This is a genomic window from Haloarcula sp. H-hyl6 (assembly GCF_056934455.1).
Genome location: NZ_JBRIIK010000001.1, coordinates 670,469 through 694,043 on the forward strand (window position 1 = coordinate 670,469; position 23,575 = coordinate 694,043).

The following is a 23,575-nucleotide window of genomic DNA, read 5'->3' on the forward strand; positions in this document are numbered from 1 at the left end:
GCAAGGGTTTTGGGCGCGCCACTCCTCCGGAGAGGCGTGTACGACTACGACCTCGAACGGTACCTCAACGTTCGCAGCGCCTACGGTGCGTCGTTCTCCCCGGACGGGACGCTGGCCTTCCTGATGGACACGACCGGCGTCGGGCAGGTCTGGACGCTCTCCGAACCCGGCGGATGGCCCGACCAGCGGACGTTCTACGACGAACCGGTGAGCTTCGTCGACTACTCGCCGACCCGCGAGGAACTCGTCTTCGGGATGGACGAGGGCGGCAACGAGCGCACCCAACTGTACCGACTCGACGTGGATGGCCGGATAACCGAACTGACGGCGATGCCCGAGGCCAAGCACCGCTGGGGTGGCTGGCGACCCGACGGCGAGGCGTTCGCGTTCGCCACCAACCGCCGGGACGAGGCCGTCTTCGACGTGTACGTGCAGGGCCGCGACGAGACCGGCGACGAGGCCGAACTCGTCTACGAGGGCGACGGCTGGTTCACCGTCGGCGGGTGGTCGCCCGACGGCGAGCGACTGGTCCTCAGCGAGGCCCACTCCAGTTTCGACCAAGACGTGTACGTCTTGGACGTCGACTCGGGCGAGACGACCCATTTGACGCCCCACGAAGGGAGTGTGCGGTACGTCAGCGTCGACTGGGCCCCCGACGGCGACGCGCTGTATCTGGTCACGGACGAGGGGCGCGACACGCTGGGGCTGGCCCGCCTCTCGCTCGACGGCGACCTCACCGTCGTCCGAGACGGCGACGGATGGAACATCGACGGCGTCGCCATCGACCAAGAGAGCGGCCGCATCGCGTACTCCCGGAATGTCGAGGGGTACAACGAACTCACCGTCGGCGTCTTCGACGGGCCGACGACCATCGAGGAGTACCCGACGCCCGACCTCCCCGGCGGCCTCGCCGGCGGCGTCGCGTGGGGGCCGGACGCCAAGCGCTTCGCCGTCAGCGTCACCGGCCGGACCGTCAACACGAACGTATTCACCGTCGAGACGGCCACCGGCGAGAGCGAGCGCTGGACGTACGCGTCGACGGCGGGCATCCCGCAGGAGACGTTCGTCGAACCCGAGGTGGTCCGGTTCGAGTCGTTCGACGGCCGCGAGATTCCGGCGCTGTTCTCGCTGCCGCCGGACGCTCCGGAGGGCGAGACGCCCGTCATCGTCGACATCCACGGCGGCCCCGAGAGCCAGCGCCGTCCCTCCTTTGCCGGACTCACCCAGTACTTCCTCTCGCGTGGCTACGCGGTCCTCGAACCGAACGTCCGCGGGTCGACGGGGTACGGGAAGGCCTACACCCACTTGGACGACGTGGAGAAGCGGATGGACTCGGTGAAAGACGTCAGAGCGGGGGTGGACTGGCTACACGACCACCCGGCGGTCGACCCCGACCGCATCGTCGCCATGGGCGGGTCCTACGGCGGGTTCATGGTACTCGCGTCGCTGACGGAGTACCCAGACCTGTGGGCCGCCGGCGTCGACGTGGTGGGCATCGCCAACTTCGTGACGTTCTTAGAGAACACCGGCGAGTGGCGTCGCGAGTTGCGCGAGGCCGAGTACGGCTCGCTGGACGAGGACCGCGAGTTCCTCGAATCCGTCTCGCCCATCAACGACGTCGAGCGAATCGCGGCGCCGCTGTTCGTCCTCCACGGCGTGAACGACCCGCGGGTCCCCGTGGGCGAGGCCGAACAGATAGCCGCCGAGGTGGCCGACCACGGCGTCCCCGTCGAGAAGCTACTCTTCGAGGACGAGGGCCACGGCATCAGCAAGCGCGAGAACCGCATCGAGGCCTACTCCCGCGTCGTCGAATTCCTCGACGAACACGTCTGAGGCGCGACGCACGTGAACCGTCCCGTGGGCTGTGCGACCGACCACGTGAGGGCGGTCGGGTCGAATCACCAACCCCGCCGGACTCGGGCGATTCCGCCGAGTAGGGCCGTCGAGAGCGAGTGGCTGGCTTTATACCACTCGCACCCTACGCACGGTCCATGGACGTATCCGACCGCTCCCGGGCCCGCGTCGAGGAGCGATTGGCACGACTCGACGAGGAGTTCGGTTCGACGGCGGTCACGCAGACGACGTTCGAGGTGGACGCCGAGAGCTACGAGCGAGCGGTCGAACTGTCGCGAGACGGCCAACTGGACGTCCACGCTATCGTCCGGGACGAGTCCGGGGCGGTCATGCTCAGCGAGGGGGACGACGAGTGGATGCTCCCGCGCGGACAGACCCGCCCGGGCGAGCAGTTGGAGGCCGCCGCCGAGCGCATCGTCCGCGACACTGCGGGCGTCGACTGCGCCGTGACCGACGCCGTCAGGGCGAACATCTCCGGCGTCCGGAACGGCGACGACGAGGACGCCGAGACGGTGTACCGACTGAGCGTCGTGTTCACCGCGGAACTGGCTGGGCCGGAACAGCAGGCCGGCGACGCGGTTCGGTGGGACGCCGACCCCGACGCCGTCGGCGAACTCGTCTAGACGACGCCGGTGACCGTCGCCGCCTCGATGGCCGCCTCTTCGCTCATCCCGTCGCCCAGAATCGTGTAGCGGTCGCGAATCTCGTGGGCCGTCGTCAGCGCCTCGATGACCGTCTCGCGGTCGATGCCGAGGTCGGCGGCCGTGGTGGGGGCACCGATGGCCGCGAGGGCGTCCCGAACGTCGCGCCAGCGGCCCTTCGGTCCGCTGTGCAGGTACTCGGTCATGATAGCGCCCACGCCGACTTGATGGCCGTGGAGCGCGGCGTTCGGGGCGATGCGGTCGAGTTGGTGCGAGAAGAGGTGTTCGGCCCCGCTCGCGGGCCGTGACGACCCGGCGATGGACATGGCGACGCCCGAGGAGACCAGCGCCTTGACGACTATCCACGACGACTCTTCGAGGTTTCGCTTGATGGAGTCGGCGTTCTCGACGAGCATCTCGGCGGTCATCTGCGAGAGCGCGCCGGCGTACTCCGAGTAGGGGACGTTCTTCAGGCGGTGGGCGAGTTCCCAGTCGCGGACGGCGGTGTAGTTCGAGATGATGTCCGCACACCCGGCCGTGGTCAGTCGCCACGGGGCTTCCGCGAGGATTTCGGTGTCTGCGACGACGGCCAGCGGCGGTTCCGCGGCGACGCTGTGGCGCGTGTCGCCCTCGGGGACCGACCCCCGACCGGAGACGATGCCGTCGTGACTGGCCGCCGTCGGCACGGAGACGAACCCGAGACCGAGTTCGTCGGCCGCCATCTTCGTGATGTCGATGGCCTTCCCGCCGCCGACGCCGATTGCGAACCCCGCGTCGACGTCCTCGGCGTGGGCGATGACCCGCTGGACGGCGTCGAAACTCGCCTCTTCGATGACGATTTCGGCCGGGTCGTAGCCGGCGTCGGCGAACTGGTCGCTGACCCGTTCGCCCGCCACGGCGTGGGGCGTCGGACTGGAGACGACCAGCGGTCGGCCCGCGAGGTGGAGTTCCTCCACCGCGTCGAGCGTCTGGTCGAGTACCCCGTGCCCGACCACGACGTTCCGCGGGAGGCGAATCCACGTGGATTTGTCGAACATACCCCCATCTCGTCCCCGGGGTGGGAAAATTGTTCGTTCTCGTGTGGTATCGTGTGGCGTGGTCGTATCACCCACATCGTGTGCTCGGGAAGGCGTCCGACGCGGAAGCGCCCCGGCGGGCGTTCGCGAAGGCCACCCGGCGCTGCGACGGCAGCGTCGGCGGGGCCGGTGTCCCGCGAGGAGTACGAGTGCGAACAGACGACCGTCGAACCGGCGTAATCCGAGATTACTGCGACGCCTCATCCACGGTCGCTCGTGATCGCGCTTCCACCCGTGGCGCTGACACGAGTGAGGTAATCTGTGGCAAACTATATGTCAGATAGAATCATCTTTCCAGTCGAGGCGGGAATCTGGGTAGCCAGCACCGCCGACACGGAGGACTCAGAATGCTAGCGATACACGCAGAACTGCGCGGACAGGTATCGACGACGGGTCCGACGAGAGGTGTCGTTCGAGCGACGACGTGGCCGTTCCCGGTTGAACACTGGCGGAGCGACACATGATTACGACGCTGTTACAGGTCCCGGTGCTCGGCATCGAGTTCTCGACGCTCGTCATCCTCTTCATCGCCGCGTTCGCCGGCGGGGCGTTCGGCGCGGCGCTGGGGGCGCTCCCGGCGTTCTGTTTCACCGGGTTCATGGTCATCGCCGGGGAGGCCGCCGGGTTCGCACAGGCGGAGATGGCCGCGAACGTCACCGGACTGGTCGCGTTCGGTCCGGTGTTCGGGCCACACGTCTCCTTCGCGGGCGGTGCGGCCGCCGCCGCGTACGCCGCCAGAGAGAACGAGATGGGCGCAGGGTTCGACTACCACAACGCGAAGGCGATTACCTTCGCGCTCGGCACCGAACCCAGTCACCTCGTCGTCGGTGGCCTGTTCGGTATCGCCGGGATGCTCATCACGCAGTTCTCCGCCGCCCTCGCGCTCCCGTGGGACCCCATCGCCGTCGCCGTCACCCTCAGCGCCCTGCTCCACCGGGTCCTGTTGGGGTACTCCATCATCGGCGTCGTCGCCGGCGACGGCCTCTTCGACATGACGCCGTTCGAACGCGGCGAGAAACGAGCGGAGGGAGAGGTCGGTGGCGACGCGGACAAACCCGGCAAAGAGCGGTTCGCCGTCGAACCGTGGCTCCCCCACCAGTACAAGTGGTCCGGCGTGGCCCTCATCGGGTTCGTCACCGGCGTCCTCGGCGGCTACATCTGGTTGCGGACCGGGAGCTACTTCCTCGGGTTCGGCATCAGCGCCGCCTCGCTGACGTTCCTGAACCTCGGCGTCGAGAAGATACCGGTGACACACCACATGACGCTCCCCGCGTCAACTGCCGGCGCCGCCGTCGTCGCCAGCGACCCCACGGCCAACGGCGTGTTGGTGGTCGTCGTCGCCGCGGTGTTCGGCATCTACGGCGCCCTGTTGGGCGAGGTGTGGCAGCGCACCTTCTACGCCCACGCCGACACCCACTGGGACCCGCCCGCGGCGGCTATCACGCTGGCGACGTTCACCATCGCCGTCCTCTACATCGTCGGCGTCTTCCCTGGGTCGGCGTGGGTCCCGGCCCTCGGCGTCTGAGACGGGCTTTTCTACCCTCTCGTCGCCGGGAGTGACGGGTCACTCGGTGAGTCTGTCGAGCAGGGCGGCCTCCGTCTCCCGGTCCGGGCCGTACTTGCGTCCGGTGCGGTCGTTCTCTCGGTGTTCCGCGACGGTGCGCTGGAGCGCCACCCGATGCGGAGTCGACGACCACCCGAGCGCCCGGAGTTTCGCCGTCTCCAGCAGGTGTGGCGACCCACGGTAGATGGGGAAGTCCTGCGGTTCGACGCCCTCGCGCGCGAGGTCACGCGCGGTCGCACCCACCGTCTCGACGCCCGTCTCGCACGTCTCGGCGACGAGGTCTATCCACTGGCCCAGCGTCGGCGCGTGTTCGTCGCCGACGTTGTACGCCTCGCCCGCCGCCCCCTCCTCGGCGACGATGCGGAGGGCGCTCGCCACGTCCTCGACGTACACCATCTGCCAGAGACTCAGGCCGTCGCCGGGGACGACGATGCGGTCCTCCACGTCCACCCTGTCGACCCAGTACGCGAACCGCTCGGTGTAGTCGTGCGGGCCGTAGACGACGGTCGGGCGGACGCTCATCGCTCGCACGCCCTCCTCGGCGGCCGCGAACACCTCCCGGTCGCCCTCGGCCTTGCGCGGCCCGTACGTCTCGGCGCTGTCCGTCGTTGCCTCTTCGTCCGAGCAGGGTTTCAGCGCCGTGTCGTCCTCCCGTTTTGGGACCCGTTCCTCGCCGTAGGCCGCGCCGCTGGAGACGTAGACGTACGCGTCGACGTCGGCGAAGACGTCGGTGGCGACCCGCACGTCCTCGGGGAAGTACGCCACGCAGTCGACGACCACATCCGGGTCCACCGCTTCGTAGGCCGCTTCGAGGGTCTCACGGTCCCGCCGGTCACCCTCGAAGTGGGCCACGTCGGGGTCGTCCGCGAAGGGGTTCTCGCGGGTGCCCCGGTTGAGCATCGTCACGGAGTAGTCTGCGTCGCGGAACTCGGAGACGGTGTAGCGGCCGATGAAGCGCGTGCCGCCGATGACGAGTGCGTCGTCCATACCGGTCTGTCGGCGGGCGGCGTCAAAACGAGTGGGGTGGCGGTCAGGTGCGTCCTCGGGCGCGAGGAAAACGGCGAGCGACCGCCAAAGCGGACGACCCGCGGTGGTCCTCAGTCGTCAGAGGAGGCCGCGAAGTCCGCCTCCGTGGCATCGGCCGCGGGGGTCGCGGCGGCCGGCGGTTCGTTGCGCACGTCGTCGCGTTCCCGGTCGGAGATGACCTCGGCGTACGCGTCGGGCATAACCATCGTGAAGTTGTCGAGTTCCGCGTCCCAGTCCGCTAGGAGTTCGTTCGCGCGGTCCGAGTCGGTGTAGGCCGCGTGGTTCTCGACGAGGCGGGTAATCATCTGCCGGTCTTTGGCCTCGAGCGTCTCCCGGATAGAGACCATGCCGGTGTTGGCCTTCTCTGCGAAGGACTGGTCGGGGTCGTAGACGTAGGCGACGCCGCCGGACATCCCGGCGGCGAAGTTCTTGCCCGTGTCCCCGAGGACGACGATTGCGCCGCCGGTCATGTACTCACAGCCGTGGTCGCCGACGCCCTCGACGACGCCCTTGATGCCGGAGTTGCGGACGCCGAAGCGCTCCCCGGCCATGCCGTTGATGTACACCTCCCCCTGGGTCGCGCCGTACAGGGCGACGTTCCCGATGACGATGTTGTCGCTGGCCTCGTAGGGGGCGTCCTCGGGCGTGTTGACGATTATCTTCCCGCCGGAGAGGCCCTTGCCGACGTAGTCGTTGGCCGTCCCGGTCAGGTTCATCGTCACGCCCTCGGCGAGGAACGCCCCGAAGGACTGGCCGGCGGTGCCGTCGAAGTCGACCCGGATGGTGTCGTCCGGCAGGCCGTCACCGCCGTACTTCCGGCAGATGCGGTTCGACAGCGTGGCACCGACGGCGCGGTTCACGTTGTCGATGTCCGTGTCGATGGCGACCGGTTCGCCGTTCTCGATGGCAGATTCGGCCGCGTCGAGCAGGTCCCAATCGAGTTGTTCGTCCACCTCGTGGTCCTGTTCGCGCTGTTTGTACCGGTCGTCGTTGTCGGCCGGTTCGGCGATGACCGACGAGAGGTCGAGTTTCTTCGCCTTCGGTTGCGTGACGTCGTCGCGCTGTCGGAGGACGCTCGGACGGCCTATCATCTCGTCGACCGTCTCGAAGCCGAGTTCGGCCATTATCTCGCGCAGTTCCTGCGCGACGAACGTCATGTAGTTGATGACGTGTTGCGGTTCGCCGGGGAATCGGCTCCGGAGGTTCTCGTTCTGCGTGGCGATGCCCACCGGGCAGGTGTTCTCGTGGCACTGCCGGGCCATCACGCACCCGGAGGTGACCATCGAGGCGGTCCCGAAGGTGTACCCCTCGGCACCGAGTAGGGCGGCGACGGCCACGTCGCGGCCCGTCTTCATCCCGCCGTCGGTGGTAATCTTGATGCGCGAGCGAAGCCCCGTCGCGCGGAGCATCTGGTTGGCCTCGGCGACGCCGAGTTCCCACGGGAGGCCCGCGTTCTTGATGGACGTCTTCGGCGACGCCCCGGTGCCGCCGTCGTGACCCGAGATGTGGACCACGTCGGCGTTGGCCTTGGCGACGCCGGCCGCGATGGTGCCGATGCCGTCCTCGGCGACCAGTTTGACGTTGATGTCGGCCTCCGGGTTCGAGGCCTTCAGGTCGTGGATGAGTTGCTTCAGGTCCTCGATGGAGTAGATGTCGTGCAGCGGCGGTGGCGAGATGAGGCCGACGCCCGGCGTCGCGTAGCGGACGTGGGCAATCATCTCGTTGACCTTCTTGCCGGGGAGGTGGCCCCCTTCACCGGGCTTGGAGCCCTGTGCCATCTTGATTTGGAGTTCGTCGGCGGCCGAGAGGTACTCCGAGGTGACGCCGAAACGGCCGGACGCAACCTGCTTCGTGGTACACTCCTTCTCGGTGTGGAACCGCTCGGGCGGTTCGCCGCCCTCGCCGGTGTTGGCGTTGGCCCCCAGACGGTTCATCGCGATGGCGTTGTTCTCGTGCATCTCCGGGGAGAGCGACCCCAGTGACATCGCCGCCGTCTCGAAGCGCGTGACGATGTCCTCGACGGGTTCGACGTCCTCGATGGGGATGGACTCGCGGTCCGAATCGAGTTCGAGGAGGCCCCGAAGCGTCTGGAGTTGCTCGTTCTGGTCGTTGACGAGTTCGGCGAACTCCTTGTAGGTCTCGTAGTCGCCCATGCGGACGGCCTGCTGAATCTTGCCGACCGTGTTGGGGTTCCACTGGTGGTGGATGCCGTTCGAGCGGAACTCGTACTCGCCCTGCCGGGGCATCTCCGGTTCCTCTTCGCTCCACGCCACGTCGTGACGCTGGAGGAGGTCCTCCTCTATCTCCTCGATGCCGATGCCCTCCGTGCGGCAGGTGGTGCCCTCGAAGTACTCGGCGATGAAATCGGAGGAGAGGCCGACGGCCTCGAAAATCTGGGCGCCCTGATAGGACTCCACGGTGGAGATGCCCATCTTGGCCATCGTCTTCAGCAGGCCGTCCTCGACGGCCGTGATGTAGGCGTCGATGGCGTCCGAGAGGTCCGCGCCGTCCGGACCGGCGACGAGGTCCTCGATGGTCTCGTAGGCGAGGTAGGGGTTGACCGCCCCCGCGCCGTATCCGATGAGCGTCGCGAAGTGGTGGACAGCACGCGGGTCGCCCGATTCGAGAACGAGGCCGACGTGGTTGCGCAGGCCGTTGCGGACGAGGTGGTGGTGGATGCCACCGACCGCCAGCAGCGAGGGGATGGGGACGCGGTCCTCGCCAGCGGCCTTGTCGGAGAGGACGATGATGTCGTGTTCCTCGGCGGCGGCGCTGGCCTCGGCACGGGCGTCCTCGACGGCCTCGCGCAGGTCGGTGCCCTGTTCGTAGGTGATGTCGACGACTTTCGTCGACATGCCGTTCTCGTCGATGTCCTTGATGGCCGCCGTCTCGGCGTCGGTGAGAATCGGCGAGTCGAGGACGAGGTGGCGCGCGTGGGCCTGTGTCTCGTCGAGCAGGTTGCGCTGGAAGCCGAGGCGCGATTCGAGCGAGGTGACCAGTTCCTCGCGGATGTAGTCAAGCGGCGGGTTGGTGACCTGCGCGAACAGCTGTTTGAAGTAGGTGAACAGCGGTCGGTTGAACTGCGAGAGGACCGACAGCGGCGTGTCGTCGCCCATGGAGCCGACCGGGTCTTTGCCCTTTTCGGCCATCGGTTCGATGAGGTGGTCCACCTCGTCGTACGTGTAGCCGTACATCGCCTGATGGCTCCGCAGGCCGTCGACGTCGTGGCTCGGCGTGTTGTCGGAGCGGTCGGCCACGTCGGCGATGTCGACCTGTTCCTCGGCGACCCACTCGCCGTACTTCTCGTCGGCGATGTCGTCGAACACCTCCTCGTCGGGGATGACGCGCCCCTCTTCGGGGTCTGCGAGGAAACACTGTCCGGGCTGGAGACGGCCGCGCTCGGCGATTTCGCTCGGGTCGTGGTCGAGCGCGCCTGCCTCCGAGGACATGACGAGCGTGTTGTCCTGCAGGACGTCGTAGCGACAGGGGCGCAGGCCGTTGCGGTCGAGGACCGCGCCGATGCGCTCGCCGTCCGTCGCCGCGACCAGCGCCGGGCCGTCCCACGGTTCGACCAGCGAGGCGTGGTAGTCGTAGAAGTCCCTGCGGTCGCCCGAGACCTTGTTCATGTCGCCGCGCCACGCCTCGGGGATGAGCATCCGGAGCGCGTGCGGGAGGTCACGACCACCTTGCAGGAGGAGTTCGAGCGCGTTGTCGACGCTCGCGGTGTCGGACTGCCCGGGGTCGTCGATGATGGGTTTGATGGTCTCGACGTCCTCGCCGAAGCGCTCGCTCTGGATGTCCGTCTCGCGGGCGCGCATCCAGTTGATGTTGCCCTGGATGGTGTTGAACTCGCCGTTGTGGATGATGCGGCGGTACGGGTGCGCGAGGTGCCACGCACCGAGCGTGTTCGTCGAGAAGCGGGCGTGGACCATCGCGAACGCCGATTCGAGGCGGTCGTCGGAGAGGTCCGGGTAGTACTCGGGTAGCTGTTCGGCCTTCAGAAGTCCCTTGTAGACGACGACGTCGGTGGCCAGCGAGACGACGTAGAAACGCTCGTGACCCGCCGGCTGTTCGGCCTCGACGGTGTTCTCGAGCGCGCGGCGACCGACGTAGAGTTGGTTGTCGAACTCCTCGCCGGTCTTGCCGTCCGTCGAGGTGACGACGAACTGGACGACGGCCGGTTCGGATTCGAGCGCCGTCGCGCCGATGTCGCTGTTGTCGGTCGGCACGGTACGCCAGTCGAGGACGTCCAGCCCTTCGCCGGCGAGTTCCGTCTCGACGAGGTCTTTCAGACCCGCTGCGGCCTCGTCGTCGTCTTTCGGGAGGAAGAGCGTCCCGACGGCGAACTCCCCCGGTGCGGGCAGGTCGGCGTCCATCTCCTCGGCGAAGAACTCGTGGGGAATCTGCAGCATGATACCCGCGCCGTCGCCGGTGTTCTGCTCGGCCCCGGTCGTCCCTCGGTGTTCGAGGTTCTCGAGCAAGTCGAGTCCGTCCGATACCGTGCCGTGGTCGCTGCCGCCGTCGAGGTCCATCACGACCCCGACGCCGCAGTTCGACCGTTCGTCTGTCGGGTCTGCGAGCCCGGCCTCGCCCACAGACTGGTCACTGTTGTGTCGCTCAACCATGTGTGCGCGCTTCTAGTTTGAACTCCCATAAGAGGATGTTCATGAAGGTATTAGTGTTCTTTAGCCCCACATTAGGACATATATATTTGTAACGAACGTTGCCACTGTATTGCGATTGACAGAGCCAGCCCACCCTCTCACGAGAGAGTGGCAGCGTCAGAAAGCGGCAACATTTGTCCCGTCGGCCGGGTCGATTAGTTCGGTGCGCGGGCGGGAGTGGGGTCTTCGATACCCGAGATGTACGCCGTGAGGTCGGTGGTCGTCAGCATGCCGACGACGCCCTCAGTCTCGTCTACGACGGGGACGTGATGAATCCCGTGTTCTATCAGGAGGTCCGCGACGTCCTCAATCGACGCGTTGGCCGTCGTCGTCACCACGTCGGCCGTCATGTAGTCGGCCACCGAGAGGGCATCCGTAGAGTCGTCTGCCGCCGCGATAGCCACGAAGTCGGTCGACGTGAGGATGCCCGCGAGCTGGCCGTCGTCGTCCGTCACGACGACCGAACTGATGCCTTCCTCCAGCATCAGTTCGGCAGCCCTCGCGGCCGGCGTGTCGGCAGATACGGTCGTAACTGGCGATGACATCAACCGTCCGACAAAGATGTCGTCCATGTCTCTGCGTCACATACACATGGATATAAGGCTGTTGTTACCTGCAGGCCAAGCCGCGTGTGCAAGGCGACCACCGCGTCGGGTGTCGCCATCGCCCGCCGAACCTGTCACTGAAATCGAGTATTCGGCCGCTGTCTGCCGTTTGTATGACCCGAGTCTGACGGCGATTTATATAGGACCGTGTAAGAGACGACTGTGGGGGCACGGAGAAAGTCACACGCTCCCTGAGCCCCATCCTTTCCTTCGATGCCTGCGATTGCAAGCGATGCGTCCGTCTCAGGGTTCGGTCGCCGGTTCGCCGACGGGAATCGACAGGTCGACGGTCGACCCGGCGGAGGTGGCCTCCACGTCGACGCCGCCGCCGAGCGACTGCACACCCCAGTAGACCAACCAGAGACCGAGGCCGCTGGCGTGTTTCAACGCCGTCTCCTCGCCGTCTCGAATCGGTTCGAGTTCGTCCGCCGGAATCCCCGGCCCGTCGTCGGCCACGGAGAGGCGGACCGCGTCCCCCGACCGCTCCGCGGTGATTCGGACCGTCGGGTCGGGGCCCGCGTGGAAGAGGGCGTTCTCCACGACTTCAGAGAGGACGAGCGAGAGGAGGTCGCGGTTCGTGTAGAGCGCGGACACGTCGTCGCGGACCTCGACGGTGATGGACGAGCGGTGGGCACCGAACTGTCCGACGACGTCGGCGAGGAGGTCCGCGACGTCGACCCGGTCGACGCTCCCCGAGTAGTGAAAGACGCGTTCGATTTCGATGGCCTTCTCGCTGATGTCGGTGAGCGACTCCGCCTGTTCGGTCACCTTCGTCGCGAGCGTCGCTACCTCGCCCGTCGTCCGCGCCTCGATTTCGTCGGCCGCTCCGAACACCACCGTCATGCTGTTCCGGAGGTTGTGCCGAAGGATACGGTTGAGAACCTGCAACCGCTGTTGGCGGCGGTCGAGACTCGTCACGTCGCGCATCACGAGTGCGTGACCGACGGTCCGCCGCCGAGAGCCTCGGACCGTCGAGGCCGTCACCTGAAGCGTTCTGCCGCCCTGTTGTAACCGTGTGGGGAGGTCGGAGAGCGCGTCGACACCGAAGCGGTCGAACACCGACTCGACTGGTCTGCCCACCAACTCGTCGGTATCGAGGTACGCCCGTGCCTGCGGGTTCGCTCGGATGACGGTGCCCTCCGCCACGACGAGGAGGCCGTCGTCGAGTTCGTCGAAGACGGTGCGCTCCCCGATGCGGGCGACCGCCGGGACCAGCGCCAGAAACTCCTGTCTGAACACGGCGTACGCGAAACAGAGCGACTGCCCGCCGACGGCGACTTCGACGAGGGGGTACCCCTCGACAGGGACGGCACCGAGAACCGTCGCCGCGCCCGCGAGAACGGTGACGAGCGACCCGACGACCAGCGCCACGGACTGTCCGAGAAACAGCGTGTCGCTGTCCCGGACGGTCTTCAGTATCACCCCGAACCCGCCGAGGAACACGGCGTAGAGGTACACCCCGAGAGCCCCGCCGACCGGGCCGATAGTCGCCTGCACGACGGTCCCAACCTGCACCGTGACTTGCTGGGTCGTCCTGATGAGCGCCGGCCACGAGGGCGCGACGGCGTACAACACGCACCCGGCGACCAGCGGTGCGGCGACAGCGCCGAACGGGCGGGGTCGGAGCCACCACTCCTGCCCGACGTAGCGGAGGACGAACGCCAGCCAGACCGTTCCCGCGAGGAGGCTCAGGGCCGTCGTGACGCCCCAGACGCGGAGTCGTACGGGCCCGGGCGCCAGCGTGAGTCCGACGGCCGCAGACGCCACCCAGACGGCCGAGACGACCTGCAAGACGGTGAACAGTAACCCGCCCGGAGTCGTCCGGTTTCGCCACCCCAAGACGGCCAACCCCGCGAGAACCCCCACGACCGCGACCAGTCCCCCGACTGTTGCGCTCATCGCTCGACTCTGGCGTACGTTTCACTCCGATACACTTATCGCTTTGTCGTCAGCTATGCCAGCTGACACTCGGGCGTTGTGGTCCCAGTCGCCACGGCGGACCGGTAGTGAATCCGGAAGAGCGCCTGCAGGGGAAGGACCACGGGCGTCGAGAAACCGGCCGGCCCCTCCGCCCGGGTCAGTACAGCGTCAGTAACTCTTCGCGAAGTACGCCGTCTCCTCGGCGTCCTCGCCGCAGATGGCGCACTCGTCGTGGATGGGTTCCTCGTCACGGTCCAGCGGGACCATCACGATTTCGGCGGCGATGGCCTCCTTGATGGGGTCCTCGCAGTCCTCGTCGCCGCACCAGCCACACTTGACGTAGCCGCCGTGCTGACCGATGGTGCCCAGAATCTCCTCGCGGGACTCGGCCTCGCGAATCTCGCCCTCCAGCGTCTCCTCGGCGCTGGCGTACAGTTTGGCGTGGACGGTGTCGAGGTGGTCCGCGACGGTGTCGTCGATGCCCTCGCGGTCGACCGTCTCGCTCTCGCCGTCGGGGCGGTGGACCAGCGTCGCCTCCCCGTCCTCGACCTCGTGGGGTCCGACCTCGATTCGGAGCGGGACGCCGTTGAGTTCGTGTTCGTTGTACTTGAAGCCGGGATTGCGGTGGTCGCGGTCGTCGAACTCGACGCGGACGCCGGCCTCCTCCAGTTCGGCGGCGAGGTCCGCGGAGTACTCCATCACGTCGTCTTTGGTGTCCTCCTGCCAGATGGGGACGACGACGACCTGCGTGGGTGCGAGCGCGGGCGGGAGCACCAGTCCTTGGTCGTCCGAGTGAGTCATGATGAGCGCGCCCATCGCGCGCCACGAGAGCCCCCACGACGTGGTGTGGGCCACGTTCTCCTCCTCGTCCTCGTCGGCGTAGGTGATGTCGAACGCGTCGGCGAACGACGTCCCCAGATAGTGCGAGGTAGCGGCCTGCACGGACTTCCCGTCGGGCATCAGCGCCTCGACGGTCGTCGTCGTGTGCGCGCCGGGGAACTTGTCGTGTGGGGGCTTGCGCCCTTTCAGCGGCGGCATCGCCATGACTTCCTCGTAGAGGCGCTCGTACTGGTCGAGGCGAGTCATCGTCTCGTCCCACGCGCCCTCCTCGTCGGCGTGGGCCGTGTGGCCCTCCTGCCAGAGGAACTCCTTGGTGCGGAAGAACGGCTTGGTCTCGGTGGCCTCCCAGCGGACGACCGAACACCACTGGTTCAGTCGCAGTGGGAGGTCGCGGTGCGAGCGGGTCCACTGGGCCATGAACGGCGCGATGATGGACTCGCTCGTCGGTCGGACCGCCAGTCGCTCCTCCAGTTCCTCGTGGCCGCCGTGGGTGACCCACGCCACCTCGGGGTCGAACCCCTCGACGACGTCCTTCTCCTTCTCGAGGTAGCTCTCCGGGATGAAGAGGGGGAAGTAGGCGTTCTGAGCGCCCGTGTCCTTGAACCAACCGTCGAGGTGGCTCTGGATGCGTTCCCAGATGGCGTAGCCGCGCGGTCGCGTGACGATGAACCCGCCCATGGGGGCGTAGTCCGCGAGGCCGGCCTTCTGGACGACCTCGGCGTACCACTCGCCGGGTGAATGCTCTTTGCTCTCCGTGATGCCGAGTTCCTGCTCGCCGCTCATTACCGGAATCGTGGCCGAGGCCGCTAATAAACTCCCCGAAGGTGTGCCACTACGCGCCGAGCGTCGTGAGCGAGGCCACGGAGTCCGCGACGCGGCGCTCCATGTCCGTCCCGGCGAAACTCGGCACCGGGGTCGCCCGCAGGGCGTAGAACTCGCCGGCCTCGTCGCGGGCGAAGTCGACGCCGACCGCCCGCGCCCCGAACCGCTCCAGCAACTCCCGGACTCGGGTGGCGAGGGCCACGTCGACGTCCGTGTCGGTGACCAACGACCCCGCGTCAGAGAGCGACGTCCTGACGGCCATGGCCCGGACGTGGGTCTCGCGCCCGTCGTCGACGGCGTAGTAGCGGTGGACGGTGGCGTCGCTCCCGACCGACTCGACGTAGAACGGCGGCCGCCCCTCAAGCGACGCGCCCCACGCGAACTGACTCGCCGGGACGAACCCCTCCGCCGGGCCGTCGAACCGGACCGAGGGGACGCGACAGCCCACCGTCTCCAGCGCGTCGAGCGCGAGGAGTCGGGAGGCCAGCGCCGTCGTCGAGACGAACCCGTTCCACGTCGGCACGTCGTGCCGGTCGGCGTGGCGGAGCGTCCGGAACGCCTCCGGATGGAGCACCCCGTTGACGAGAGCGGCGAGTCCCTCGACGTCGGCCGGGTTGATCGGGTCGCTGGGCCGGAGGAACGTCACGTCGAACCCCCGGGCCGCCAACCGTTCCGCGACCGGCCAAAACGTGCCGTGGTCCGGTTCGCAAACGAACCCGATGCTGTCCATACCGGCGGGTCGCGCGGGGACCGTAAAAAAGTCCGCCAGAACCGAGAGAGTCAGGTGGCTTCGTCGCTAGACACGACCATGAACTGGCCGGGCCACGTGGGCGTTCATCTGGGCGACGTCCACCTGGACTTCGCCGCCGTCGTCGCCGTCTCCGCAGTGGCGACGACTGCTCTGTGTGCACTCGGCGTGGCCGCGTACCGCCGCCGCGGGTCACCGGCGTATCTGCTCGTGGCGCTGGCGCTGGGTGCCCTCGTCGCCCGCCCCCTCCTCGTCGGCCTGTCGGTGGTCGGCCTCGTCAGTCCGGATAGCCATCACACGCTCGAACACGCCGCCGACGCACTCGTCGTGGCACTGGTCTTAGGGGCCGTGTATTATTCCAGAAGCGTCGAGAAACGGCTCGACAACGAAGAGACATGAGCGGGGAGACGCGGCAACTGATTCGGGAGCGAATCGACCGGGACCCCGGCATCCACTTCCGGGGGTTGACGCGGGCGCTGGACCTCGCGACCGGACAAGTCCAGTACCACCTCCGGCGACTCGACGACGTGACGGCCGAGACGGTCAACGGTCGCACCCACTACTACCCGCCGGGGTACGACGGTCGGGAGCGCCGGGTCATCGCCCTGCTCCGCCGCGAGACGGCCCGGGACGTGGTCGTGACGCTGTTCGAGCGCGGGACCGCCAGACCGGACGGCGTGGCCGACCACCTCGGCATCGCCCGAAGCACGCTCGAACACCACCTCGACGGACTGGTCGAACACGGCGTCGTCGAGAAGCACCGCGACGGCGGGCGCGTGACCCTCGAACTCGCCCGCCCCGACGAGACGGCCCGTTTGGTCCGGACGCTGGAACCGAGTCTGCCCGAACGGCTGACCGACCGGTTCGAGCGCCTCGTGGACAGCCTGCTCGAAAGCCCCGGGTAGGGGCGTCGTGAAAGACTGTCCCGACAGCGTCTACGCCCCGTCGTCCCGCGTTCGGCTGGCGTACCAGAACCGAATAATGGGGCTGGTCCCTAGGGCGTGACGATGACAGACCGCGGTATCTCACGACGCGAGTTCGCGAAGAGCGCCGTCGCAATCGGCGGGACGGCCGCGCTCGCCGCCTGTCTGGACCGTGGCGCACCCGACGTTCCCGCGGGGACCGACGACCCCGACAGTCTGCCGGCCCGACAGCACGCGTGGAACGGGGCGCTGGCCACCGACGACGCCGGCAACCCACGGATGGCACACCACCACGTCCTCCTGTTGCTCGACTACGAGGGTGAGGGGACGCCGACCGCCGCCGACCGGACGCAGGTCGAAGACGCGCTCACCTCGCTCGAGCGCGCCTACGAGTGGAGTAACGACGGCCTCCTGTTCACGCTCGGCTACAGCCCCGCGTACTTCGACCGGTTCGAGTCGGGTCCGGCCGGCGTCGAGCTACCGGAGCCGAAAGCGCTGGCCCCGTTCGAGGACCCGGACTTCGACACGCCGGACGCCCTCCTCCACCTCGCCAGCGACCACGAGAGCGTCGTCTTGGCGGCCGAGGAGGCGCTGAAGGGCACCGAAAAGTCGGTCAACGACCACGAGATGCCGGCGACGTTCGAGGGCGTGTTCGGCGTGGCCGACCGCCGAACCGGGTTCGTCGGGGGCGGCCTCCCCGCCGAGAATCAGGACGTCGACGGCATCCCCGACTCGGAACCGGTCCCGGACGACGCGCCGCTGTTCATGGGATTCAAGTCCGGCTTCAAGGGGAATCAGGCCACCGAGGACGCCGTGACCGTCGACTCGGGCCCGTTCAGCGGCGGCACGACCCAGCACCTCTCGTTCATCCGCCTGCACCTCCAGCAGTGGTACGAGCAGGACTCGCGCGACCAGCGCGTCTCGAAGATGTTCTGCCCGGCCCACGCCGACGAGGGGAAAGTGGAGGGCGTCGGCGAGAACCTCGGCACCGACAGCGCCATCGACGAGTGTCCCGAGGACGTCGTCGAGAGCGGTCGACGGGAGGGCGTCGTGGGCCACTCGCAGAAACTCTCGCGCGCCCGGACAGACGACAGTCCGACCATCCTGCGCAGGGACTTCGACTCGACGGACGGCGGCGAGGCGGGACTGCACTTCCTCTCGCTCCAGCAGTCCATCGCCGACTTCGTCGCCACACGCGAGGCGATGAACGGCACGGACGTCGCCGAGGAGTCCGCCGTCGGCCAGCGCACCAACAACGGAATCCTCCAGTACATGACCGTCGAGCGCCGGGGGAACTACCTCCTGCCGCCCCGCGACCTCCGTGCGCTCCCGCCGGCCGACCCGGCCTGATTCGTCCACCGTACCAGAATCGTCTTTGACGGACAGCGGATACCCGAGAGTATGAACCGACGTCGATTTCTCGCACGCGCCGGCCTCGCCGGCGCGTCGCTCCTCGCCGGTTGCGGGTCGTTCCAGAGTCAGTCGACGCGGGCCCCACCGCTCGTGGAGAACCGGCCCGACGCGACGTACCGCCCCACCCACGCCGAGGGGATGGGGATGGCCGGGATGGCCCAAGCGGGCGACTACATGGTCGGTCTCGGCTACTCGTTTCCCCACCGGTTCTGGACGGTCACCGGCACCGAAGCCGAGCGAGTCGACATCCGAGACGCCGACACGGTCCACCTGATGGCCACGGTGTGGGACCCCCAGACGGAGATGGTCCTCCCCGTCGCCGCCGGGGTCGAAATCACCGTCGAGAAGGACGGCGAGACGGTCGACCAGAAACCGCCGTGGCCAATGATATCCCAGAGCATGGGATTCCACTACGGCGACAACTACGAACTCGACGGCGACGGCCTCTACACCCTCCGCGTCAGGGTCAACGCGGCGAGCGAGCGCCGCCTCGGCCCCTTCGACGGACGGTTCGGCGAGGCCGCCGAGACGACCGTCGAGTTCGACTTCGCAGAGTCCGCGCTGCGGGACCTCTCGTTCGAGGAGTTCCCGGAGACGAAGGGAGAGCGGGCCGCGCTCGACCTTATGGAGATGTCGATGCGGCCCACGTCGCAATCGCCGGTCGCCGAGGAGTTGCCGGGTTCCCTGCTCGGGACGAAGAAGGGGAGCGACGCGGTGTACGCCGCGACGTGGCTCTCGGACGCCGCGTTCCTCGACGACGGCCAGTCGTATCTCGCCGTCTCGGTTCGGACGCCGTACAACCGCGTCCCACTGCCGATGATGTCGATAGACGCCACCGTCGAAGCGGGCGGTGAGACGGCGTACGACGACGCACTCGGGGCGGCCCTCCACCCGGACCTCGGCGCTCACTACGGCGCCGTCGTCCCGACGACAGCGGGCGACCCCTCCGTCGGCGTGGACGTGGTCGCGCCCCCGCAAGTCTCGCGTCACGAGGGGTACGAGACGGCCTTCCTAGCGACCCCCACCTTCACCTTCTAGCGCGAACGGACTCTCTGAGTCCTGCCACGGCCACCCCGGCAAGCGGGTCTGGACGCCCGCCGCCAGCGCCGCGTCGAGGTCGTCCGCGCCGGCGGCCTCACCCGCCTCGCCGTGGGTCCGCACGTCGGCGACGTGGAACGTCGCCTCGGCGAGCAACCGAAGGGGCTGGTCGCCCGCCAGCATCGCCGCGAGTTCGCGACCGAGCAGTTCGTCCACGACGAACCCCGGGTAGTCGCCCGCCACGTCGAGGTCCCTGAGCAGTCGGACTAGCGCCGCGACGTTGACCGCCCGGTCGCCGTCCGCGAACACCGCGTCGACGGCCTCGTGATACGCTCGCTCGTCGATAGACGCGACCTCCACCTCGAACGAATCCCCGAGGTGGTCGCGCGTGTCGTTGACGAGCGGAACGACCACGTCCGCCCGCTCGCTGACCCACTCGTACTCCTCGGCGACGACCGCAGGTGTGACGTGCATACCGAGACCAGTCGGGCCGACGCCTTTGCTGTGGCGCCGGTAGTGCGAAGTCTTTAATAATTCGAGTGGGCTACCTTCGTCTACAATCGGTTTTCCGGGCAGTTCTCCCGTCCGGAGGTCGTTCACTGAACCACGGATAACTGTATGACCGTACGACACGCTCGGTCCGGGCCGACCCGCGACGGTGTTCACGCCGCCAGCAGACCGCCCACCCGTTCTACACTATGAGCACGGTAGACAAGCAACTCGAAGAGGTACGAGCAACGATAGACGAAGAGGTTCCCAACCACATCTCCATCTCCGACGTCACCTACGAGGGACCGGAACTGGTCATCTACACGCGCGACCCCAAGGAGTTCGCCGCCGACGGTGACCTCGTCCGCCGACTGGCGTCGAAACTCCGCAAGCGCATCACCGTCAGGCCGGACCCCGACGTGCTGACGCGCCCGGACACCGCCGAGGAGCGGATTCGGGACATCGTCCCCGAGGACGCCGGGGTCAGCGGCCTGCAGTTCCTCGCCGACACCGGCGAAGTGCTCATCGAGGCCGAGAAACCGGGCCGGGTCATCGGCCGGCGCGGCGAGACGCTCCGCGAGATTACGAAGGCCGTCGGGTGGACCCCCGACGTGGTCCGGACGCCCCCCATCGAGTCACCGACCGTCTCGAACGTCCGGGACTTCCTCACGCAGGAACGGGACGACCGGCGGGACATCCTCGAACGCGTCGGCCGCCAGATTCACCGCGACCCCATGTCCAGCGAGGAGTGGGTCCGCGTCACCACTCTCGGCGGATGTAAGGAGGTCGGACGGGCGGCCTACGTCATCTCGACGGCCGACACGCGCATCCTCGTCGACTGCGGCGACAAACCCGGCGAGCGGACCGAACAGCCATATCTGGACGTGCCGGAGGCCATCGGCTCCGGCGCTTCGTCGCTCGACGCCGTCGTCCTGACTCACGCCCACCTCGACCACGCGGCGCTGGTCCCCCTGCTGTTCGAACACGGCTACGACGGCCCCATCTACTGTACGGAACCCACCCGGGACCTGCTGGGCCTGATGACGCTCGACTACATCGGCCGGGCCGACGCCGCGGGCCGCAAGCGCCCCTACGAGACCGAGATGGTCCGCGAGGCGGTCAAACACTGTATTCCGCTGGAGTACGGCGACGTCACCGACATCGCACCGGACGTGAAACTCACGCTCCACAACGCCGGCCACGTGCTGGGCAGCTCCGTCGTCCACTTCCACATCGGCGACGGCCTCTACAACGTCGCCTTCTCCGGGGACATCCACTATGACAGCACTCGCCTGTTCGACGGCGCGGTCAACGAGTTCCCTCGCGTGGAGACGCTCGTCCTCGAATCCACCTACGGCGGTCGCAAGGACTACCAGACCGACCAAGACGACTCCGAGCGAAAACTCAAGCGACTCGTCTCCGAGGCCGCCGACCGCGAGGGTACCGTGTTCATCCCCGTCCACGCCGTGGGCCGGGCGCAGGAACTGATGGTCGTCCTCGAAGAGGCGATGCGCGAGGGCGACGTCCCCGAGATGCCGGTCTACCTCGACGGGATGATTTGGGAGGCCACGGCGGTCCACACGACGTACCCCGACTACCTCCGAGACGACGTCAAAGACCGCATCCACGACGCCGACCGCAACCCCTTCCTCGCCGACGAGTTCACGCCCATCGAGGACGGCGACGACCGCGAAGCCATCGCCGGCCGCGAGGAGGCCAGCGTCGTCCTCGCGCCGCCGAGCATGCTCACCGACGGCCCGGCGCGGACGTGGCTCGAACACCTCGCGCCCGACCCCGATTCGACGCTGACCTTCGTCGACTATCAGGCCCGCGGGACCCTCGGGAAGCGCCTCCAGAAGGGCATCGACGAGGTGACCCTCGACGGCGAGAACGTCTCGGTCGAGATGCGCGTCGAGACGGTCGACGGCTTCTCGGGCCACGCCGACCGGCAGGGCTTGGAGAACTTCGTGAAGACGATGCACCCCCGCCCCGAGAAGGTGCTCTGTGTCGACGGCGACGAGTCCGCCACGCAGGACCTCTCCTCGTCGCTGTACCACGACTACAACGTGCGGACGTTCACACCGGAGAACCTGGAGACGTTCCGGTTCGTCTGACGACCACTTTTTACTTCGTCAGGTTTCCTCGGCCGCTTCGCGGCCTGCGGGAACCCTCCTCGCAAAAACGTGTGGAAAACCGCCGGAATCTCGGTCTCCGACCTCGATTCCGGTGAACCGGCGGCTCCGCCGCCGGATGCTCGTCACTGCCTGCCCTTCCCCGCTCGCCAGCGACGGGACGCTGGCGAGGCCACCGCCGACCGCTGGCGACGACCACATCCGGTATCGCACGCAACGCTTTTTCCGGCGGCGCACACTCTCACTCTCGTGAACGGCCGAAACACTGGCGGTGGGGACCCGCTCGATAGCCGGACGTTACTCGCCTTCGCGACGCTGGTGGCGACCACTGCCACCAGCGGGAGCCTCTACTTCTCTCTGGGCCTCGGCCTGACCCCGTGTCGCCTCTGCTGGTACCAGCGCATCCTCATGTACCCGCAGGTGGTCGTACTGGGCGTCGCCGCCGTCGAGCGTCGGCCCGCCGTCGCACGCACGGCCCTGCCGCTCGTGGGTCTCGGGGGCGTCCTCGCGGCGTACCACTCGTGGTTGCAGGTGACCCAGACGGCCTGTAGCATCGGCGCGATAAGTTGCGCACAGATTCAGTACCGCGTCCTCGGGTTGACGATTCCGAACCTGTCGCTGCTGGCGTTCCTTCTCGTCGGCACCGCCGTCACGGTGGCGTGGCGACGGGCGTGACCTGCACGGGTTGCCGAGCGCCCCAGCGTTTTTATCGTCGGCCGCGTTGGGCCGCCTATGGAGTACACCAGACTCGGTTCGACAGGGACGACGGTCTCACAGCTCTGTTTCGGCACGTGGCGCTTCGGCCGCGAGACGGGCGGCGTCGTGGAGACGGACCGCGAAGAGGCCCACGAACTGCTCGACGCGGCGTGGGAGCGCGGCATCAACTTCATCGACACCGCCAACGTCTACGGGAACCCCAACGGCACCAGCGAGGAGTACATCGGCGAGTGGCTGGAGGACTACGAGCGCGAGGACGTGGTTCTCGCCTCGAAGGTGTACTTCCCGTTCGACGGATGGGGCGAACCCGGTCCCAACGACTCTGGCCTCGGCCGCAAGCACATCCGCGCCCAGATAGAGGGGACGCTCGATAGACTCGACACCGACTATCTGGACCTCTACTACATCCACCGCTGGGACGAGGAGAGCGACATAGAGGAGACCCTGCGGACGCTGAACGACCTCGTCCGAGAGGGGAAAGTCCACTACCTCGGTGCCTCCACGATGGCGGCGTGGCAACTGACGAAGGCCCTCTGGAAGTCCGACGTGGAGAGCCTCGAACGGTTCGAGGTGACCCAACCGCTGTTCCACGCCGGCTACCGCGACGACGTGAAAGACTACCTCGACGTCTGTGCAGACCAGGACATGGCGGTCTGTCCGTACTCGCCGCTGGCCGGCGGGTTCCTCACAGGCAAGTACGAGCGCACGGACGACGACGACCCGACGGCCTTCGAGGGGCCGGAGGGGGCCCGTGGCTCTCTCGACGACCGGTTCGACGACTACTACCTCTCCGAACGCGGCTGGCACGTCCTGGACGAGATTCGTGCCGTCGCCGACGAACTCGACGCGACGCCGGCACAGGTCGCGCTCCGGTGGCTCATCGAGCAACCCGACTTCACCTGCGTCCCCATCGTCGGCGCGCGGACCGTCGACCAACTCGACGAGAACGTCGGCGCGACGGACGTCTCGCTGTCGGACGACCAGTTCAACCGCATCGTCTCCGCCCGCTACGACGAGGGCGGCGAGCGGTGGGGCCACCGCCGTTGAGGTGCGGAGACCGACCATAACCGAGCTATCTTTTTGCCGCTGGACGACAGTTATCC

General features: G+C 67.6%; 18 protein-coding genes. 10 read left to right on the forward strand and 8 right to left on the reverse strand.

What is annotated here, in order from left to right:
- The first annotated feature begins 36 nt into the window (after positions 1 to 36).
- Both Hhyl6_RS03515 and Hhyl6_RS03520 read left to right on the forward strand, forming a co-directional pair.
- The gene (locus Hhyl6_RS03515; RefSeq protein ID WP_483737841.1) at positions 37 to 1,833 is read left to right on the forward strand and encodes a S9 family peptidase; all 1,797 of its coding nucleotides are present in this window, start codon (positions 37 to 39) and stop codon (positions 1,831 to 1,833) included.
- Positions 1,834 to 1,991: 158 nt separating this feature from the next.
- Positions 1,992 to 2,477 carry an NUDIX domain-containing protein gene (locus Hhyl6_RS03520; protein ID WP_483737842.1) on the forward strand — a complete coding sequence of 162 codons (486 nt, stop codon included), beginning with the start codon at positions 1,992 to 1,994 and terminating at the stop codon, positions 2,475 to 2,477.
- On the opposite strand, the gene Hhyl6_RS03525 is transcribed toward Hhyl6_RS03520, so the two are convergent.
- On the reverse strand, positions 2,474 to 3,532 hold the full coding sequence (locus Hhyl6_RS03525; protein ID WP_483737843.1) for an NAD(P)-dependent glycerol-1-phosphate dehydrogenase: 1,059 nt from the start codon (positions 3,530 to 3,532) through the stop codon (positions 2,474 to 2,476). The two genes, Hhyl6_RS03520 and Hhyl6_RS03525, sit on opposite strands and share 4 nt — an antisense overlap.
- 499 nt (positions 3,533 to 4,031) lie before the next feature.
- On the opposite strand from Hhyl6_RS03525, the gene Hhyl6_RS03530 reads away from it, so the two are divergent.
- Positions 4,032 to 5,096, forward strand: a complete 1,065-nt coding sequence (locus Hhyl6_RS03530; RefSeq protein ID WP_483737844.1) for a DUF7973 family transport facilitator — start codon at positions 4,032 to 4,034, stop codon at positions 5,094 to 5,096.
- Between the two features lie 39 nt (positions 5,097 to 5,135).
- Here Hhyl6_RS03530 and Hhyl6_RS03535 read toward each other — a convergent pair whose 3' ends face one another.
- From Hhyl6_RS03535 to Hhyl6_RS03560, 6 genes are all read right to left on the reverse strand, one after another.
- Positions 5,136 to 6,122, reverse strand: coding sequence for an NAD-dependent epimerase/dehydratase family protein (locus Hhyl6_RS03535; protein WP_483737845.1), 987 nt, complete (start codon positions 6,120 to 6,122; stop codon positions 5,136 to 5,138).
- Between the two features lie 110 nt (positions 6,123 to 6,232).
- Positions 6,233 to 10,786: a glutamate synthase large subunit gene (gltB, locus tag Hhyl6_RS03540; protein ID WP_483737846.1), complete on the reverse strand. Its 4,554-nt coding sequence runs from the start codon at positions 10,784 to 10,786 to the stop codon at positions 6,233 to 6,235.
- 194 nt (positions 10,787 to 10,980) lie between these two features.
- Positions 10,981 to 11,397 carry a CBS domain-containing protein gene (locus tag Hhyl6_RS03545; protein ID WP_483737847.1) on the reverse strand — a complete coding sequence of 139 codons (417 nt, stop codon included), beginning with the start codon at positions 11,395 to 11,397 and terminating at the stop codon, positions 10,981 to 10,983.
- Between the two features lie 276 nt (positions 11,398 to 11,673).
- A complete protein-coding gene (locus tag Hhyl6_RS03550) occupies positions 11,674 to 13,329 on the reverse strand; it encodes a histidine kinase N-terminal 7TM domain-containing protein (protein WP_483737848.1) in 1,656 nt (551 codons plus the stop codon).
- Between the two features lie 189 nt (positions 13,330 to 13,518).
- Positions 13,519 to 14,973 carry a proline--tRNA ligase gene (gene proS / locus Hhyl6_RS03555; protein ID WP_483737849.1) on the reverse strand — a complete coding sequence of 485 codons (1,455 nt, stop codon included), beginning with the start codon at positions 14,971 to 14,973 and terminating at the stop codon, positions 13,519 to 13,521.
- 49 nt (positions 14,974 to 15,022) lie between these two features.
- Positions 15,023 to 15,742 (reverse strand): hypothetical protein, encoded by a 720-nt coding sequence (locus Hhyl6_RS03560; protein WP_483737850.1) that lies wholly within the window; start codon positions 15,740 to 15,742, stop codon positions 15,023 to 15,025.
- A 54-nt stretch (positions 15,743 to 15,796) separates the two neighbouring features.
- Between Hhyl6_RS03560 and Hhyl6_RS03565 the strand changes: the two genes are divergently transcribed.
- From Hhyl6_RS03565 to Hhyl6_RS03580, 4 genes are all read left to right on the forward strand, one after another.
- Positions 15,797 to 16,159 (forward strand): DUF7471 family protein, encoded by a 363-nt coding sequence (locus Hhyl6_RS03565; protein WP_483737851.1) that lies wholly within the window; start codon positions 15,797 to 15,799, stop codon positions 16,157 to 16,159.
- Positions 16,156 to 16,665, forward strand: a complete 510-nt coding sequence (locus Hhyl6_RS03570; RefSeq protein WP_483737852.1) for a winged helix-turn-helix transcriptional regulator — start codon at positions 16,156 to 16,158, stop codon at positions 16,663 to 16,665. The genes Hhyl6_RS03565 and Hhyl6_RS03570 overlap by 4 nt, the downstream gene beginning before the upstream one ends.
- Positions 16,666 to 16,767: 102 nt before the next feature.
- Positions 16,768 to 18,033 carry a DUF7405 family protein gene (locus Hhyl6_RS03575; protein WP_483737853.1) on the forward strand — a complete coding sequence of 422 codons (1,266 nt, stop codon included), beginning with the start codon at positions 16,768 to 16,770 and terminating at the stop codon, positions 18,031 to 18,033.
- Between the two features lie 51 nt (positions 18,034 to 18,084).
- Entirely contained in the window at positions 18,085 to 19,134 is a 1,050-nt protein-coding gene (locus Hhyl6_RS03580) for an iron transporter (RefSeq protein WP_483737854.1), read from the forward strand.
- Here Hhyl6_RS03580 and Hhyl6_RS03585 read toward each other — a convergent pair.
- The gene (locus Hhyl6_RS03585) at positions 19,108 to 19,608 is read right to left on the reverse strand and encodes a DUF7984 family protein (RefSeq protein WP_483737855.1); all 501 of its coding nucleotides are present in this window, start codon (positions 19,606 to 19,608) and stop codon (positions 19,108 to 19,110) included. The two genes, Hhyl6_RS03580 and Hhyl6_RS03585, sit on opposite strands and share 27 nt — an antisense overlap.
- A 224-nt stretch (positions 19,609 to 19,832) precedes the next feature.
- On the opposite strand from Hhyl6_RS03585, the gene Hhyl6_RS03590 reads away from it, so the two are divergent.
- The 3 genes from Hhyl6_RS03590 to Hhyl6_RS03600 all read left to right on the forward strand — a co-directional run bounded on the left by Hhyl6_RS03590 (position 19,833) and on the right by Hhyl6_RS03600 (position 23,519).
- Positions 19,833 to 21,737, forward strand: coding sequence for a beta-CASP ribonuclease aCPSF1 (locus Hhyl6_RS03590; RefSeq protein WP_483737856.1), 1,905 nt, complete (start codon positions 19,833 to 19,835; stop codon positions 21,735 to 21,737).
- Positions 21,738 to 22,004: 267 nt separating this feature from the next.
- Entirely contained in the window at positions 22,005 to 22,430 is a 426-nt protein-coding gene (locus Hhyl6_RS03595) for a disulfide bond formation protein B (RefSeq protein ID WP_483737857.1), read from the forward strand.
- Positions 22,431 to 22,487: 57 nt separating this feature from the next.
- Positions 22,488 to 23,519 (forward strand): aldo/keto reductase, encoded by a 1,032-nt coding sequence (locus Hhyl6_RS03600; protein ID WP_483737858.1) that lies wholly within the window; start codon positions 22,488 to 22,490, stop codon positions 23,517 to 23,519.
- Positions 23,520 to 23,575 lie beyond the last annotated feature (56 nt).

Bases quoted from the DNA above. Each gene is read 5' to 3' on its own strand.
- Hhyl6_RS03590 (WP_483737856.1), top strand. From the start codon at position 19,833: ATGAGCACGGTAGACAAGCAACTCGAAGAGGTACGAGCAACGATAGAC.
- Hhyl6_RS03580 (WP_483737854.1), top strand. From the start codon at position 18,085: ATGAACCGACGTCGATTTCTCGCACGCGCCGGCCTCGCCGGCGCGTCG.
- Hhyl6_RS03550 (WP_483737848.1), bottom strand. From the start codon at position 13,329: ATGAGCGCAACAGTCGGGGGACTGGTCGCGGTCGTGGGGGTTCTCGCG.
- gltB (WP_483737846.1), bottom strand. From the start codon at position 10,786: ATGGTTGAGCGACACAACAGTGACCAGTCTGTGGGCGAGGCCGGGCTC.
- Hhyl6_RS03575 (WP_483737853.1), top strand. From the start codon at position 16,768: ATGACAGACCGCGGTATCTCACGACGCGAGTTCGCGAAGAGCGCCGTC.
- proS (WP_483737849.1), bottom strand. From the start codon at position 14,973: ATGAGCGGCGAGCAGGAACTCGGCATCACGGAGAGCAAAGAGCATTCA.
- Hhyl6_RS03600 (WP_483737858.1), top strand. From the start codon at position 22,488: ATGGAGTACACCAGACTCGGTTCGACAGGGACGACGGTCTCACAGCTC.
- Hhyl6_RS03560 (WP_483737850.1), bottom strand. From the start codon at position 15,742: ATGGACAGCATCGGGTTCGTTTGCGAACCGGACCACGGCACGTTTTGG.
- Hhyl6_RS03530 (WP_483737844.1), top strand. From the start codon at position 4,032: ATGATTACGACGCTGTTACAGGTCCCGGTGCTCGGCATCGAGTTCTCG.
- Hhyl6_RS03570 (WP_483737852.1), top strand. From the start codon at position 16,156: ATGAGCGGGGAGACGCGGCAACTGATTCGGGAGCGAATCGACCGGGAC.
- Hhyl6_RS03520 (WP_483737842.1), top strand. From the start codon at position 1,992: ATGGACGTATCCGACCGCTCCCGGGCCCGCGTCGAGGAGCGATTGGCA.
- Hhyl6_RS03525 (WP_483737843.1), bottom strand. From the start codon at position 3,532: ATGTTCGACAAATCCACGTGGATTCGCCTCCCGCGGAACGTCGTGGTC.
- Hhyl6_RS03535 (WP_483737845.1), bottom strand. From the start codon at position 6,122: ATGGACGACGCACTCGTCATCGGCGGCACGCGCTTCATCGGCCGCTAC.
- Hhyl6_RS03585 (WP_483737855.1), bottom strand. From the start codon at position 19,608: ATGCACGTCACACCTGCGGTCGTCGCCGAGGAGTACGAGTGGGTCAGC.
- Hhyl6_RS03545 (WP_483737847.1), bottom strand. From the start codon at position 11,397: ATGGACGACATCTTTGTCGGACGGTTGATGTCATCGCCAGTTACGACC.